This window comes from Shewanella maritima (genome assembly GCF_043643735.1).
GTDB lineage: Bacteria > Pseudomonadota > Gammaproteobacteria > Enterobacterales > Shewanellaceae > Shewanella > Shewanella maritima_A.
The window spans coordinates 27,281-44,421 of record NZ_JBHZSM010000008.1; the positions used below are offsets into that span (position 1 = coordinate 27,281).

The 17,141-nt window shown below is 42.7% G+C and carries 12 protein-coding genes; 10 read left to right on the top strand and 2 right to left on the bottom strand.

Annotation, left to right across the window (positions count from 1 at the left end; translation table 11 throughout):
* Positions 1-35 precede the first annotated feature (35 nt).
* A complete protein-coding gene (locus ACHUGF_RS10265) occupies positions 36-1,271 on the top strand; it encodes a response regulator (RefSeq protein WP_394130935.1) in 1,236 nt (411 codons plus the stop codon).
* A gap of 141 nt (positions 1,272-1,412) precedes the next feature.
* On the opposite strand, the gene ACHUGF_RS10270 is transcribed toward ACHUGF_RS10265, so the two are convergent.
* Both ACHUGF_RS10270 and cysZ read right to left on the bottom strand, forming a co-directional pair.
* On the bottom strand, positions 1,413-3,746 hold the full coding sequence (locus ACHUGF_RS10270) for a carbohydrate binding family 9 domain-containing protein (protein WP_394130936.1): 2,334 nt from the start codon (positions 3,744-3,746) through the stop codon (positions 1,413-1,415).
* Between the two features lie 252 nt (positions 3,747-3,998).
* Positions 3,999-4,772: a sulfate transporter CysZ gene (cysZ, locus tag ACHUGF_RS10275; RefSeq protein ID WP_394130937.1), complete on the bottom strand. Its 774-nt coding sequence runs from the start codon at positions 4,770-4,772 to the stop codon at positions 3,999-4,001.
* Positions 4,773-4,941: 169 nt separating this feature from the next.
* Between cysZ and ACHUGF_RS10280 the strand changes: the two genes are divergently transcribed.
* From ACHUGF_RS10280 to ACHUGF_RS10320, 9 genes are all read left to right on the top strand, one after another.
* Positions 4,942-8,361 carry an AAA family ATPase gene (locus tag ACHUGF_RS10280; protein ID WP_394130939.1) on the top strand — a complete coding sequence of 1,140 codons (3,420 nt, stop codon included), beginning with the start codon at positions 4,942-4,944 and terminating at the stop codon, positions 8,359-8,361.
* Positions 8,362-8,382: 21 nt separating this feature from the next.
* Positions 8,383-9,435, top strand: a complete 1,053-nt coding sequence (zipA, locus tag ACHUGF_RS10285) for a cell division protein ZipA (RefSeq protein ID WP_394130940.1) — start codon at positions 8,383-8,385, stop codon at positions 9,433-9,435.
* An 80-nt stretch (positions 9,436-9,515) separates the two neighbouring features.
* On the top strand, positions 9,516-11,522 hold the full coding sequence (ligA, locus tag ACHUGF_RS10290) for an NAD-dependent DNA ligase LigA (RefSeq protein ID WP_394131118.1): 2,007 nt from the start codon (positions 9,516-9,518) through the stop codon (positions 11,520-11,522).
* A gap of 68 nt (positions 11,523-11,590) precedes the next feature.
* The gene (locus ACHUGF_RS10295) at positions 11,591-12,070 is read left to right on the top strand and encodes a DUF2919 domain-containing protein (protein ID WP_394130941.1); all 480 of its coding nucleotides are present in this window, start codon (positions 11,591-11,593) and stop codon (positions 12,068-12,070) included.
* Between the two features lie 157 nt (positions 12,071-12,227).
* Complete coding sequence (locus ACHUGF_RS10300) at positions 12,228-13,427, top strand: HD-GYP domain-containing protein (protein WP_394130942.1); 1,200 nt, start codon at positions 12,228-12,230, stop codon at positions 13,425-13,427.
* Positions 13,428-13,473: 46 nt separating this feature from the next.
* Positions 13,474-14,289, top strand: a complete 816-nt coding sequence (locus tag ACHUGF_RS10305; RefSeq protein ID WP_394130943.1) for an SDR family oxidoreductase — start codon at positions 13,474-13,476, stop codon at positions 14,287-14,289.
* A 57-nt stretch (positions 14,290-14,346) separates the two neighbouring features.
* A complete protein-coding gene (locus tag ACHUGF_RS10310) occupies positions 14,347-14,568 on the top strand; it encodes an RNA-binding S4 domain-containing protein (protein ID WP_394130945.1) in 222 nt (73 codons plus the stop codon).
* A gap of 9 nt (positions 14,569-14,577) precedes the next feature.
* A complete protein-coding gene (locus ACHUGF_RS10315) occupies positions 14,578-14,964 on the top strand; it encodes a ribonuclease E inhibitor RraB (protein ID WP_394130946.1) in 387 nt (128 codons plus the stop codon).
* A 151-nt stretch (positions 14,965-15,115) separates the two neighbouring features.
* Complete coding sequence (locus ACHUGF_RS10320; protein WP_394130947.1) at positions 15,116-17,101, top strand: NERD domain-containing protein kinase family protein; 1,986 nt, start codon at positions 15,116-15,118, stop codon at positions 17,099-17,101.
* Positions 17,102-17,141 lie beyond the last annotated feature (40 nt).

The window sequence follows — 17,141 nt, forward strand, 5'->3', positions numbered from 1 at the left end:
ATTACCAGTTTAGCAGCAATATGAAGGATACCAGATTGCGAATACTGATCGTTGAAGATACTGAAGCGGTATCGAAGATTCTAAAACACCTTATCATCCAAGAGTTGGAATGTGAGGTGGATGTTGCGCCTGACTTCGCAAGCGCTGTGAGTTTATTAAAGCAGCATCAGTATTTCTTGGTGGTGGCAGACTTAAACTTGCCCGATGCACCCAATGGCGAGATCGTACGAACTGTCCTCACGGAATTTACCACACCTTGTGTCGTATTAAGCGGTAATCTTGATGCTCATCAGCGTAAAAATCTGCTTAAGCAAGGCATTGTTGATTATATTCTCAAAGAAAACCGCTTTAGTTATCAATATGTTGTAAAGCTCATTTCCCGGTTGAGGCGCAACCAAGATGTTAAGGTATTAGTTGCTGATGACTCTGTGGTCAGTCGCAAATTCGTAAAAGCATTATTAGAGTTACATTTATTTCAGGTGCTTGAAGCCAATGATGGTGCAGAGGCCATTGAGGTGTTAGACCGAGAACCAGGCATTCAATTATTGATCACTGATTATAATATGCCGCGGGTTGATGGTTTTGAGCTTATTCTTAATGTACGGGAAAAGTTCAGCCGTGAAGATTTAGCCATTATTGGCTTATCTAATGATAATGATGAGTCACTTTCGGCAAGGTTTATTAAAAATGGTGCCAATGACTTTTTACAAAAGCCGTTTGTGCACGAAGAATTTCACTGCCGAGTGCTGAATACTTTAGATGCACTCGATATGATCAGGAGTCTATGGGAAAAAGCCAACCGCGATCATTTGACTAAAGCATTCACAAGGCGCTACTTTTTTAGCCAACATAAAGATGAACATAATGATCAGGGGATGTTTACTGTTGCGTTATTAGACATCGACTTTTTCAAGAAAGTGAACGATACCTATGGTCACGATGTTGGTGACCAAGTGTTGGTTGAGTTTGCTAATCGCTTAGATCAAGCTTTTGGTTCACACTTTACCGTAGCACGGTTTGGTGGTGAAGAATTTGTAGTGGCATTTAAAGGCTTAGGCGCTGAAAAAGCCGGCACATTAATTGATAAATTCCGTCAACAAAGTTTTGATATGCCTATTGTAACGGCAGCAGGCGAGCTTCAAGTGAGTTTTAGCTGTGGTGTAGCAACGATTGCTGATGAAACCATTGATGGCGCGTTAAAACGTGCCGATGAATTGCTGTACCGAGCAAAACAAGCTGGAAGGAACTGTGTTTTGACTGAAGAGTCCTAGTTCTAGTCAAAGACTAAATAGTCTAGATAAAATGTTGAAATCATAGTTGCTCAATAACATATAAATGACAAAGCCAGTGTTGATATCACTGGCTTTTTTACGTCTTACGATGAGAACTACTGTTAATAAGCTTGAATTTTGTTACAACAACCAAGCATAACTCAGTTTCATAAAGTAGGTCTTCTCATCTTGATTAAGAGAGTCGATGTCATCATTTGCAAGATATGCATCTGAATACCCTAAATAGAATACACTCTGTGGGTTGAGTTTATAGCCATAAAGAATTTCATTGCCCAAGTTTTGATACTTAGCATCACGTTGTTGGTAAAGATATAAACTTGGGTCGCGCTCAATGTGGGTATACACACTGGTCAGACGAATAAAACTTTGTAGGCTTAATTGCCAGTTCAACCTAATATCACTTAGGTTAGCAGTAAACAGGCGACCGTCGTCGACATCTAAGGTTTGATAACGGTGAGAAATATCTAACACAATTGACTCGGTAATTTTCCACTCCACCTCTGGGTTGAACATGGTTTTAGTCCCCAGTTGGTTATTGGCAAAATCAATTTCATCACCGTAGTTTATATCGAGCTCTAATTTCAGTTTATCAATAGGGGTGAAGTTAGTGTAAAACCAGCCAATGGTTTCAGTAAACATTGTGGTGTTACCCTCGATGGCCAAATTAGAAGCATCAATGCGGCGCCCAACACGATCTCGATGAGTTAATCCACCCGCTATAAAGCTTTGGTAGCCACCTTCAAACTCAACAAACATCTCAGCTTCTTTTTCTATTTGCTCACCAGCTTGGTTATGGGTGATATCCCAATCACCGCCGGTCACAATCGTATTGAAGAAGCTGTCGGTTGGGTACCAACGATAACCACCGCCAGCCACAAATTTTGCAACATCGACCCTGTCAATAAAGCCTAAGTCGCCACGGAAGTCTTCTCCGGTTGAGTGATATTGTGCTTTTGCCCACCAGTTACGACGATCATGTCGGTATGTTAGCTTGTAAAGAGAGTCGCTAAACTCACTGTCCTTGAGGGTTCTCAGTACTCGTTCGTTGTAGTCACAGTTACCAAAATCACAATCACTTGGTGGTGTTGAGCAGTCACCCCCACCACAGAAGTCTTGGAATAAATCTTCCGGGTACTGAGTTTGTGAGTGAGCGTACTGAGCTGTGAAGGTATCTTGTTCTGTTGGCTGATACTTTAAATCGGCTGTGGCGACATAGTTGTGGTAATCATCTGCTTTTTTTAGAGTGACTAAGCCACCAATTGAAATTTCGCGAGTTGGGTCGTAACGGTATCGACTGGCAACGTTATAACTTTCTTGATCCAGTTGCGCCACACTAGAACTGAGATTCCCCGGCACCAGAAACTGTGTTGTGACATCGTTCGTTGCCAATAATGCCATTGTATGGGCATCTGTTTGGCTAGTGAGTTTCACGCCATAGTCTGGAGCAGTGATATTGCGCGTATGCAACAAGTCCAATTGGGTATCAAAGTAATCTTTATTGTCTAAAAAGAAGGCCCGCTTTTCAGAAAAGAACAGTGCGAAATTGTTATTCACATTTAACTGGCCAGCATCGGCCTCAACTTGAGAAAAGTCTGGGTTAATTGTGGCGTTCAGTAAGGTAGTAGGTGTGATGCCCCAGCGAAAATCTAAGCCAACTTCTATCTCATCTTCATCTTGCCATTCGCCTTTAGGCGAAAGATCGCGCTGACTGTTGCGGTTAGCCACCAATGAGGGTGTGAGCTGGACATCATTGCCTTGCTCGGCACCTTCTAGTCCAGTAACTGTGCCTAATTGGCATAGTTTACAACTGTTATTGCGGTCAATTTTGCCAGAAGAGAGTCGGTGAGTTTCATTTCTAGGGTAAAAGCGGACAAACTCAACCCCCCAAGTTTGAATATCTTGCTTGCCAAAATTAAACAATCTAAGCGGTAACTCTATTTCAACCTGATAACCCTGTTCGGTGACTTTACCTTTGCTATACCAAATGCCATCCCATGCATCACTTTCACGACCCGTTAATTCGTTCTCAATAGAGTCACTTTGTGCACCTAGAGGATTGATAAAAAACTGATAGGCCAACTTAGCATTATTGTATGTATCTAACTTAATGCCGACTTGGTCATCACCCCATGATTTATCTCGGTCGCGTAAATTCGCTCTGATCTGTTGCGGATTAGGGTCATAAGCAGTAAAGCGAACGAAAATACTTGATTGAGTGGCGAAAATACGTGCCTCAGTTTTGACTGGGGCAGCAATGTTTTCTCCAGGCGAGGTTTCATATTTTAGTTCAATGACTGCCGCTTGTTGCCATTGCGGCTCATCAAAATTGCCATCTATAGTAGCAGGTGCGCTAAGGGTGGGGATCTGAGTGTTGAAGTTTTTCGCATCGCCGGCGACGGCAGAAAAACTAAACGCAAGTGAAGCGACAATTAGCGACAGTTTCTTGATAATCACAGAGGGCTCTTTTAATTATTTTTGTCTTGTAGGCAAATATTGTGACAAAAATAACAGTTCAAGTCGTTGCTTTGCTGTGATTATTTTGTGCCGAAATTGTTACAGTGTTTGTCAGGTAATAGATAAAGCTGAAATGTTATCAGTGGCCACGCTAAAAGCAAATAGCGCAATAAACCCTGCGCTATTCGTTTATGAGTACAATTTGCCAGTGAATGGCATTTGCCTGAAAACTAAATGGCATTAAAAACTAGATTAGTCATTCGCGATAGTTGGGTGCTTATACACTTCGCGGTAGCGCTCAACCCACATGGCCGTGGCACCGCAAATGGCCACAGGCATCACGACTAAATTTACGAGTGGGATCATTGAAAACAAGGTTACCGTGGCGCCAAAACTATAGCTGGTACCCTTGGTATTAGATAACGCGGTTTTCATATCCTGAAACGGGACTTTGTGGTTATCGAACGGAAAATCACAATACTGAATCGCCATCATCCAAGCGGTGAAAAGAAACCATAAAATTGGCGCCACAGTCTGGCCGACAAATGGCAACCAAAACAGAATTAAGAAACCAATCGCTCGCGGCAAATAGTATTTTAATTTGGTCCACTCTCGTCCCATTATTCGAGGTAAATCTTTAATTAAATCTACAGTGCCTCCGGAGTTGAGTGGTTTCCCTGTAAGGTGCATTTCAACTTTTTCAGCTAATAAACCATTAAAGGGCGCAGCAATCCAATTCATGACTGAGCTGAAGATAAATGACATAAAAACTAACAGAGTCGCCACTGCCAATGGCCACAGAAAAAATTCCAACCAAGAAAGGTACTCAGGAAGCTGGGCGCTCATCCAAGTAAATAATCGTTCTAATTGACCAAATGCCACATACATGGCAGTGGCAAACAACACAAAATTAATTGATAAAGGGATGATGACAAATGTTCTCAACCCAGGCTGTTTTATCAAGGTAAAACCTTGCATAAAATAGTTCACGCCACTTTTCTTTATTGTGGGAATTTTTGCGGTCATATTGTGACTTCCTTTTACATACTTGTTTGCAGTGTGACCATACAAGTCTCAGAAAACAAGTATAAAACTGTGTCAAATTCATAAAAATCGTTACAAAATGCGGCGCACTTGCTACAGTAGACTGCTGTATATCTTGCAGCGACTTCTTTTTCTTATTTACACTGGCAGCATGCGATTAAAACAAATAAAACTTGCTGGGTTTAAGTCTTTTGTTGACCTAACTAAAATCCCTTTCGAACATGCGCTTTCAGCGGTTGTTGGCCCTAATGGTTGCGGCAAATCCAATGTGATCGATGCCGTGAGATGGGTATTGGGTGAAAGTTCAGCAAAGCACCTTCGCGGTGATGCGATGACAGACGTCATATTTAATGGCTCTAGTGCTCGTAGACCCATTTCAGTTGCCAGTGTTGAGTTAACCTTTGATAACACAGAGGGGCGCTTAACTGGCCAGTATGCTGGCTATCAAACGATTGCCGTTAAACGGCAAGTCAACCGTGATGCCGAGTCCAGCTACTTTCTTAACGGTAAAAAATGCCGCCGCAAAGATATCACTGACTTATTTATGGGCACCGGCCTTGGTCCTCGTAGTTATGCCATCATTGAACAAGGGACTATTTCACGCTTAATCGAATCTAAGCCCCAAGAGTTAAGAGTATTTATTGAGGAGGCTGCGGGGATCTCTCGCTACAAAGAGCGTCGCAGGGAAACTGAAAACCGCATCAGGCACACCCGTGAAAACTTAGAACGCCTCAATGATATTCGCGTCGAATTGGCTGGGCAGATTGACAAGCTACAACAACAGGCACAAGATGCCCGCCAGTATCGTCAGTTGAAAGATCAACAAAGAACCTGCCAAAGTCAGTTACATGTTTTGCGTTTGCAAGATCTACAATCCCAAGCTGACAAGCTAAGCACACAGGTTAATGCCCAGCAACAGCTATTAGAAAGCGTCAGCGATCAGCATAGACAAGGCGATAATGTTGTTACTCAAGTTAAGCTGCAACTCACTGAACTGACTCAATCCGAGCACACCTTGGTTGAGCAGTATTATGCATGCGGCAGCGAATGCTCCCGTATTGAACAACAGCTTGCTCATCAACAGCAACAAGACTCTGCACTGGCACACAAACTAACCAGTATTACTCAAAAAATACAGGTGGTTGAAGAAAGTCAGCAGCAATTAACTGTGCAGCTCGATGAGATGATAAGCCAACTTGCACAGATTGAACCTCAGTTAAATCAAATCAATGATGAAATTGAAATAGCTGATCAGCAGGTACATTTACTGGATGAGCAATCTGAGTCGCTATTACAAGAGGTCACCCAAAGTCAACAGAAAATGGCTGATGGGCAAACAGCATTAGCGGTGAGTCAATCATCACTGGCGTATCAGCAGCGTACCCATGATGAAGCGCACCAGAAAAGTCGACAATTAATAGAGGCGAAACAGGCGCTAATTGCTAAAGACTATGCTCAACCGCTCGCTCAGGCGCAACTTGCACATGATGAATTAGCCGCCCAATCAATGCAAAATCAACATCAAATCGCACAGTTGCAACAGCAAACTCAATTGCAGCAAGCAACCTTGACTGAGCAGCAACAACAATATCAAGCTAGCCAGCAACAACAGGCTTCAAAGCAGGCAAGATTTGACTTAATAACTGAGCTGTTATCGAAACACCAGAGTAATGATAGTGAACAAGCGCTGTGGCAAGTGATTGATGTTAAGCCTGGTTGGCAACAGGCTGCAGATAGTCTGTTAATGCATTTGTTAGATGTTGCAGTTGTCGATGATGAGAACCATGCTCAAGGTTTTAGATTGACCCCTGAAGCTGCTTATCAATGTGACACACTCACTGCGCCAGTGAATTTAGCACCTTGGCTTAGCAATGTGCATTGGGTCGAAGATAAACTTGCGGCAGAGAACTTATTGACTCATTTAGATAAACAAGCCATTTGCGTCACCAAAGCCGGAGAGCTTATCGCCCATGGGCTGTCTGTTTTGCCTTCTAAAGGTGCGGAGTCGTTATTAGCCTTGAGTCATGAGCAACAAAAACTTAAACAATTGCTTGAGCAACTTTCGGCACAAAATTTTGAGCGGCAAGCTTGTGTGTCTCGCAGCACGCAAGCACTGGCCAAACTACAAGTCAACTTATCCGAACAACAGCAGTTGGCGCGTGAACTGCAACAACAAATAAGCCTGCATGCCACGCAAATTGCCAAATTAACTCAACAGCAACAAGATCAGCAACATCGCATTGATGATTACAGTCAACAGCAAGTAATGGCTGAAGAGGTTATTAATAAGAGCACGGCATTAATTGAGCAGCTTACATTACAAATTGAGCAGCAAGAGTTGCAGCAACAACAATTTAGTATGGGGCATGAACAAAGTTTACAAGCTAAACAAGACAACCTGTTGCAACACAGAGCGCTCAAACAGGCCAAGCAATCATACTTGCAAAAAAAGCAGACAATTGTTGACCAAAAGCAGACGTTAACGACCAATAAACTGCTTGCTGAGCAAAATAGCCAGCAGCAGCGACAAAAAAAGCAACAGTTAGTTACTGAGAAACAGCAAACATCTCAAGCCTTACATAGTCGGCAAGATACCCAAGATAGAGTGCAATCTGAGCAATTACAGCAAGCGTTGCAATCTAGTTTGCAGCAGCAACAACTGTTACAACAACAATTGGCTGACAATCGACAGCAACAAAGTGAATTGCAACAGCAGTTAGATAGTTCACTAATAATGCAAAAACAACAGCTTGAACAGCATCAGGGCTTGACTCAGTCGTTAAGCGCGTTAAAGTTACGACGTGAGGGAATAAAAGGGCAAATTGATGCTCAAGTGCAACTTTTAGCAGAGCAACAAGTCAAAATCACGCAGGTGGCAGAAAGCTTGCCTGACAATGCTAAAATTACGACTTGGTCTAAATCACTCGCCCAATTAAAACAAGCGATTGATGATCTCGGCGCAATTAACTTAGCCGCGATTGAAGAATATGAAACGCAATATCAACGCAAAGCTTATTTGGACGAGCAAGACGCTGATTTAAATCAAGCATTAGTTGCTTTAGAGTCGGCTATAAAGAAAATTGACCGTGAAACACGAGTGCGATTTAAAACGACCTTTGATGCAGTGAATGAAGATTTACAGGCTTTATTTCCTAAAGTATTCGGTGGTGGCAGAGCCTATTTGGCCCTCACTGATGATGATTTGCTCGATACCGGTGTCACCATTATGGCGCAGCCACCGGGTAAAAAGAACAGTACCATTCACTTACTTAGTGGTGGAGAAAAAGCACTAACCGCTTTATCATTAGTGTTTGCAATATTTAGACTGAATCCAGCACCTTTTTGTATGCTAGATGAAGTTGATGCACCTTTAGATGATGCCAATGTCGGCCGTTTTTGCCGCCTATTAGAAGAAATGTCTCAAAGTGTGCAGTTTATCTATATTAGCCACAATAAAATCACCATGGAAATGGCAGAACAATTGATTGGCGTAACTATGCATGAGCCAGGGGTTTCACGCGTTGTCGCAGTAGATATTGATGCGGCAGTTGCGATGGCCGATGTAGTTTAGGATTGGAAAACAGGGTTTAGAATGGAAGATTTTCAAATCGTTTTGTTAGTACTGGGCGCAATAGCCATTGCTGCTGTGTTGCTCCATGGTTTTTGGTCCATTAGGAAACAGCAGCCTAAATCAATGAAAGAAAGTCCTATGGTGGACTTCTATAAAGAACAATCGAATAAGCGCGATGCTCAAGGCTTTGATGCCGATGGCATTGGTGAAGTTAGAGTGAAAAGAGCTTCTGAGCTAAGCCAAAAAGCTGACTCTGAATCAATCGAAACAGCTCATTCCACGCTAACTGACGAGCTACCTGACGACCTGCCAGAAGGCATAAAAACGCCCGATATGGTGTTACCTTTAGAAGCTGAAATCGGTACTGACTCTGTGGCGCAGACATCCGTTGATGCAAATATACAAGCAGATACGTCGGAGATTCGCCAAAAACCAGAATCACATCAGCCTGAGCAGCAAACGCTTTTTGCCGAATCAGATGATGATTTTGCCAACATCGATATCAATATTGCGGATGATGAGCATACTGATTCAAGATTTAATAACGTAGTTGACTCAGATATCGATCCACAAGCGGATGCAAGGGCTAATTTCTCGTCTGAACAAGATGATGTCGCCCCTCAAACTTCTGAAACGACCCCTGATGCAAATCAAGCCCTTCAAGAACCAAAAGATGTATTGGTGTTGCATGTGGTCGCGAAATCAGGCTACCAGCTACAAGGTGCTGAAATTTTACCTTGTTTACTTGGTCTGAACTTTAAATTTGGTGATATGGAGATTTTCCATCGGCATATTGATAATGCCGGTACCGGTGAAGTGTTATTCTCATTGGCGAATATGATGAAGCCAGGGGTATTTGACCCAGATAATATGGAGCAATTTGTTACCGAAGGTTTGGTGTTATTCATGACACTACCTTGCTACGGTGACCCAACCATGAATTTCACTATTATGCTTAATTCTGCATTACAAATTGCTGAGGATTTGGGGGCGGAACTATTAGATGGTCAGCGCCAACCTTGGGCTGATGAAACCAAACATGCCTATGTACAACGTATAAAAGCTGCGATGTAAACTTACTATTAGGCAAAGACTTCGGGCCGCATTAGCGGCCCTCTTTATATAGATTATTTATGACTGAAACGGTTACTAACATGCATGACATTAAAGCTGAAATGGCGCAACTGACTGAGACGATTAACCAACATAATATTCGCTATTATGTGGATGATGCGCCATCGATTCCTGATGCGGAATACGATCGCTTAATGCAGCAATTGCAACAGCTTGAACAGGCTCACCCAGAGCTGAGTATGCCGGATTCACCTAGTCAACGAGTTGGCGGTGCCGCACTGGCTAAGTTTGATCAAATTACTCACCTTAAACCCATGCTCAGTCTAGATAACGCATTTGAACAAGCTGATTTTGAAGCATTTAATAAACGCATCACCGATAAAGTCGATAGCGTTGCTTATGTTTGTGAGCCAAAACTTGATGGTTTAGCAGTTAGTATCACTTACCGAAACGGCATACTTGAGCGTGCTGCAACCCGTGGTGATGGCACTGTCGGTGAAGATATTACAGAAAATGTGCGTACCATTAAGTCAATTCCACTTAAGCTGCGCGGTGAAGATTACCCTGAATTAGTTGAGGTGCGTGGTGAAGTGTTTATGCCAAAATCGGCATTTGCAGCGTTAAATCAGCGTCAACAAGCTAAGAATGAAAAGACCTTCGTGAATCCGAGAAATGCCGCAGCGGGAAGTTTGCGACAGCTTGACAGCAAAATCACTGCTGAACGTGCTTTGGGTTTTTATGCGTACGCACTTGGTGTGGTAGAGGGCAATCAGCAACCAATGAATGACACTCATCATGGCCAGCTTATGCAACTCAAGCAATGGGGACACCCGGTCTCTGCTGAGGTGAAAGTGTGTGAAAGTCTTGAAGCTGTCTATGCCTATTACCAAGATATTCTCAATCGTCGCAGTGAGCTTGAATATGAAATCGACGGTGTGGTCATTAAAGTCAATGATATTAATAAGCAAACTAGTTTGGGCTTTGTAGCTAAAGCGCCGCGTTGGGCTATCGCATACAAGTTCCCAGCTGAAGAAGAGTTAACCGTTTTAGACGCTGTTGATTTTCAGGTTGGTCGCACCGGCGCTGTTACCCCTGTAGCGAGGCTAAAACCTGTGTTTGTTGGTGGTGTGACTGTGTCCAATGCAACACTTCACAATCATGATGAAATCGCGCGTTTAGGTGTCAAAGTGGGTGATAGTGTCATCATTCGCCGAGCGGGAGATGTCATCCCACAAATTGTACAGGTTGTGCTAGATAAACGCCCTGAAAATGCAACGGATATCGTTTTCCCAAGTCAATGCCCTGTTTGTGACAGTGATGTTGAACGGGTTGAAGGCGAGGCCGTTGCACGCTGCTCTGGTGGATTGTTCTGCGAGGCGCAGCGCAAAGAAGCCATTAAACATTTTGCTTCACGCAAAGCGCTTAACATTGATGGCATGGGCGATAAAATTGTTGAACAGATGATTGATAAAGAGCTTATCAAAAGTCCTGCCGATTTATTTAAACTGACCGCATCGATGCTAACCATGTTAGAGCGCATGGGAATGAAATCAGCCACAAAGTTGATTGCTGCGATTGACACAGCGAAACAAACTACACTCGCCCGCTTTTTATATAGCCTAGGCATTCGTGAAGTCGGTGAAGCCACTGCCGCAAACTTAGCCAGTCATTTTAAGCAGATTGACGCGATACGCCAAGCGAGTCTAGATGAATTAATTGAGGTCGAAGATGTGGGCGTGATTGTGGCTAAACATATTCATCATTTCTTCAATCAAGCTCACAATGTCGAAGTATTGCAGGCATTAATCGAGGCAGGAGTTAATTGGCCTGCCATTGAAGAAGTGAGTGAAGACGCTTTGAGCTTGAAAGGGCAAACTTGGGTAATTACTGGTACGCTAACCCAGTTAAACCGAAATGATGCTAAAGCCAAATTACAGGCTTTAGGAGCTAAAGTCGCTGGCAGTGTTTCTAAGAATACCGATTGCTTAGTGGCTGGTGAAGCTGCGGGGTCTAAATTGACTAAAGCTCAAGACTTAGGTGTGAAGGTTATTGACGAGCAAGCATTGTTGGCCATTCTCAATGGTTAAGCCATATAGTTTGAATCGATTACAAACTACTGTGCAACTAGCAAAGCGTCACATAAAGGAATATTTGTATGACGCTTAGGTTTAGCAATATCACTTGGTTGGACGATAAAGGCCACATCAAACCGCCAATATTTTTGTATTTGATGATAGTGTTTTTATCGCGAGCTTGGTGTATTTTTGCAGCTTCATTGACTCAGTTTGATGATAGGGCTGGTCTTGTTAGATTATTTTACCCAGAGAAGAGTGACTTCTTATGGGCTTTAGCGACAGGTATTGGTGCAGTACTATTATTTGGACTGATCATTGCCGAGCGAAAACGTAAATCAACGTGGTTGCAGCCTATATTTAAACAAGGTCGCTGGATAATTGCATTATTATTGTTAGTTGATGCGATAGTGCTGTCACAACGTGTTATCCACGATCACTTTGTATTTAAGGCAAGTTACGCCCTCGATTTGTTGTTCGTTTTTTGGTCGGTGATGTATTTGCTCCAATCCAAACGCCTACGTTATTACTTTAATGACTGGCAAATCGAAAAATCAGACTAGCAAATTCCTTAAAAATCTCTATATTTGTTAGTAATATAACTATTCAATATTTGCATTCTTCGTATTTGGTTTAGCTGCACAAGCTACAAAGGCATAGTGATAACGGCAAGTGCTTACTTGTCGTATTCTTCGTCTTTATATAACTAAGGACAGACTCTTGGCAAAACAAGAAGCGGTACAAATTCAGGTTTCACAGATTGTCGTAGGCATGACAGTCAAGCTACCGCTATCTTGGACTAACCACCCGTTTTTTTTGAATAAAGTTAAAGTTGAACAAAGGGCTCAAATTGAGCTGATTAAAGGGCTTGATGTCCCTTATGTTCATTTGATTGCCGGTCACGATTTACTAGTGGAACTGCCGCCTGAGCCCGAACCAGAAGAGCAGGTCGAAACCGTTGTTTCACCAGACTTTAAAGGGCAGGCGCGTAAAGCAATGCGCTTGTCTCAGCAGCGGTTTATTAAGTGTGTGAATGAAAGTCGCAGCATCTTTGGACAGGTTATTGGTAATCCAGAAGGGGCCTATCGAGAAGCGGCCACTCTTGTTGAAAACTTAATGGAACATTTGCATGAAACCGAATCACCGGCGCTTACGCTGGTGGCCAGTATGGATGAAGATGCCAGTATTACTCAACATGGGATCTCCGTTGCCGTATTATCAATGATGATTGCACACTTAGCTCAATTGAGTAAAAGTGAACTGCGTGATATTGCCATAGGCAGCATATTCCATGACATAGGTAAATTGCGCGTCCCAGAGAATATTCGCCGTAAACGTGGTGAGCTTACCCCCCAAGAAGCCAATTTTTTAAAAATGCATCCTAATTTTGGCCATGACATGATGAGTAAAAGTGGTTTGTTCCCAGCACCTATGCTGCACATTATTAAGCACCATCATGAGCACATTGATGGCAGTGGTTTCCCTGATCAACTTAAAGGCAAGGATATCCCTGTTGGTACTCAAATAGTCAGTCTGGTTAATGATTATGAGAGTTTATTAGCCCGTTATCGCTCGCCTCAAATCGCTTTAGGGGTAATGTTTAAAAGTCATAAGCATCAACATGATGAGAGTTTAATTTCTTTATTAGTGAAAGTGTTAGGTATTTACCCACCGGGCACGATTGTTAGTCTATCTGATGGCAGCATTGCTAAAGTACTGATGACCACTAAAGAAGTGAAAGATCCCCATGTTTGGTCTTGTACTGATAAAGGTGAGGAGCCTGCATTGCGATTCTTAATGGAAGAGCCTGATGTCTGTGTCACAGGAACAGTAAAGCTTGAAACTTTGGCTGAAAAAGTGCCTAAAACCCTTAAAACCGATAGTTCAATTAGCTTTTATTTCAGTGGCTTTGACCACTAACCTCAGTAATTCTCCCATTTCCTACTTGATATAAGTGATAAATACAGTGAATAAACAAAAAAGCATCACCTTAATCGGCTGTGGTTGGTTTGGCTTTCCCTTTGCTAAAGCAATGGTCGCCGCTGGCTATCAAGTTCATGCGAATAAGCGTGATAGTGTTGAAGCCGATAATCTACAGCAATGGGGGATTCATGGCTTTCAGTTAGATTTAGCGGATGTTTATACTGACGCTTCATTAGAGACACACTTAGACACGGATATACTTGTCATTAATATTCCGCCAGGCCTGCGACGTGGCGAAAACCAGTACTTATATAACCTTAATGCATTGAAAGCACTGATTGGACACAGACAATATCAAAAAGTAGTGTTTGTCAGTACCACAGGCGTTTACCCCTCTCTCAACCAAATAATGACTGAACAAGATGCTGCCGTTTATAACGACAGTAGTGACATTTTATTGCAAGCTGAAGCTATGTTCAGTGGATTTGAAAGTAGCTGTATCGTCCGTTTTGCAGGTCTAGTTGGTCCTAAGCGCCATCCCGGACGCTTTTTTGCGGGACGTGAAGATGTTAGCGGCGGCAATGTGGCGGTGAATCTAGTTCACCTTGATGACTGTATTGCTGCTATCAAGTGCATCGTAGAGTCTGAGAGCTGTAGTGATACTTATAACCTTTGCGCGAGCCTACACCCGAGACGAGATGATTTTTACTCCAAAGCATGTCAACACCTCAACATGCCATTGCCGCAGTTTAATGGCGATGAGCAAGATTCAAAAGCTATCGATGGCCAATTAATCTGCCGTGAGTTGGGTTATCAATATCGATATGATGATCCAATTAAAATGCTTGATGCTTGCTGATCAGTCATCAGTTATACTGTGCCCCATATTTATATTTGTAATTTTTGAGAGCCATCCATGCATGATTTCGCATTACTCAGCGGTGATGAATACGTTGAGTTATATAAAGTGTTAAAAGTACAGGGCCTTGTTAACGGTGGCGGTGATGCTAAACACGTCATCTCTGAAGGTTTAGTTACAGTCAATGGTGAAGTGGATACCCGCAAGCGCAAAAAGTGCGTCGTTGGTGACGTGATTGAGTTTAATGGTGTATCGATAAAAATCGTTCCAGCTGAGTAAGGATTTAATATGCAATTCCCAGATGATGATAATGGCAAAATGCTTGCAGCAATGGCAGATGCAGGCATTGACTTAACCAAAGCACTAAATGTTGATTTCTTTCTAGTATTTGAAGATCAGCGAGATGCCGAATCTGCACTTGAAGCATTGGTTCAGCAAGAGGCTGAAGGCGAAGTGGAACTGCACTTTGATGAAGATACAGAAACTTGGGAAGTCATAGTGTGTCTTAACATGGTGCCAGATTACGATGCATTAGTGGCAAAAGAAACTGAACTGAATGCATTTGCCAATGAATTTGATGGCGGCTCTGATGGCTGGGGCGTTATGCAGCATCAAGAAGGCGATGGCGATTTTGCTGATGAAGAACATCAGTGTGACGACAACTGCCATCACTAATCTGACGCTTACGACAATTGGTTGAACAGATATTGTTCACTTGTTGTGCAAATGCAATGAAAAGCCACCAATATGGTGGTTTTTTTGTGTCTGAGTAATTAGCATGAAAATGCAATGCACCCACTCTTCAATAGCAGTCTCAAGGATTAGTATGGCTAGGCACATTAGTTTTGGTACACCAGTAAATGACGCAGAACGTTGGGCATTTTCATTACTCAGCGATGAACTACCCGAAGACTATCTTTTACTGACCAATGTCGAAATACCCACCAAAACGGGACAGGCCATGGAAGTCGATGCACTAGTCGTGGGTGAGTGGGGGGTTTATGTGGTTGATGTCAAAGGCTACATTGGTCGATTAAATGCAGGGCTACATGCTTGGTCATTAGATGGCAGAGACGTAGACAATAGCTTATCCAAGGCCAATTATGTTGCTAGAGTCTTAGCTGGCCGTTTAAAGCATAAAATTCCCGTTGGGGTTTATGCACCATGGTGTCAAGGCATGGTGTTCGTGACAGGGCGCAAGGGGGAAGAGATTTTACTCGAGAAAGACCATGGCAAATTGAGTATTTATACTCCAGCTCAAATTATTGCTGCACTGACAAAAGAGTGGGGGTTAACCGCACCTAAAAAGCATCAAGTGACCAATGCGCAAAAAGAAATGGTGTTGGATACCATTGGTCAGGTGGCATTAGTTGAACAGCGCAATCAAAAGATCCAAGACTTTATAAAACTGAAATGCCTATTTTTACAAAAAGGGCTAGAGGTGTGGCAGTCAGAGTATAACCCTGGTGGTTGGACAGCCCCTTGGCTGTTAAAAATATTAGTGGCTGGTCAGTTTGAATCTTCCCATGAAGCTGAACAACACGAGATCCAGCTACGTGATGAGTTCAAACGTATCCAATCATTGTCTGGTTGTACGGGTGTGCCATTTTGTGCGCCGCTTATTCAAGATGGTGAGCAACTTGTGCTGCCAATTCGTATGCCGCGCGGGGTGCCTCTGGATATATTTGAAATTGGCCAACAAACTACTTATCAATTACTGGAAATATTACGACGCAGTATTACTGGCTTACAGCAGATCCATCGCCGTGGGTTTACCATTGGTGGCTGGGCGGCTAATTGTGTGTTCATTTCTGATCAAGCTGATGTAGAGTTTATTGATATCAAAGATAATCTATCGATTTCACAAGATATTGCTGAATATGCTAAGGCTTTTCAAAACCTCGCTGAGCAAACTTTGCAGCCTCGAATTTATCAATGGTATCGTGAGGCCGCAAAAGGTGCGACAACGGATCTAGATGCCATCCGCTGTGATTTATCAGCGCTCATTGATTTGGGCGTGTGTGACACTTTGCCACAGAAAATCGATATTGGCCGTGGTGCTGTGATAGATCATCATTTCAAATTGGATAACTTTATTTCATCGACGGATAACAGCCAGCTTTGGCAAGCGCGACACCTTCAAGGTAATTACCCGTGTTGTGTGAGTATATATCAGCATGTGGAATCAAAGTGGTTGTCATTAAGCAGCATGTACCGCAGCTTATCTAAGGTTTATCATCCCCATGTTGAAAAAGTTCTGAGCTTTGGTCAGTTACCGCAATCAAATGATTTGTTTATTGCTAGAGCATGGGCACAAGGTGTGAGTTTAGATGAGGTCAGTGAGGTTCAATTAGGTCAACCACATACTTGGTTTGTTCAACTCTTAAGCGCACTGCAATATTTACATAGCTTGGATATCTTCCATGGGGCTATTTGCCCTAAAAATATTATTTGTAATCATAATACGGCCACATTAGTTAACTTTGGTATTGGTTCCGATATTGCTCAAATCCATTATGCGGCTCAATATGCCGATCCAACGCTTTGGTCAGTAGAAGGTGATGCTGAAAAAGATTTGTATGGTTTAGTTGCTAGCTTTATTGATTCACTCACCCCAAGGAGTAAACAAGATGCAATTGGTGTCAATAATATCGTTGAAGAGCTGCATATGTTTGATAAACAGTGGTTAGGTGAAGCCTTCTTTGATGCCTGCTTAAAAATATTAACCTTTGAATTTAGAATTGAACCTGGTCGCAGTTATGCAGAGCAACTAGGATTAGATGAGCAAGATATGATTGCAGCGGGGATGTAGTCGCTGGGTAAACATGTAAATAGAAGCACTTAGTGGTCTA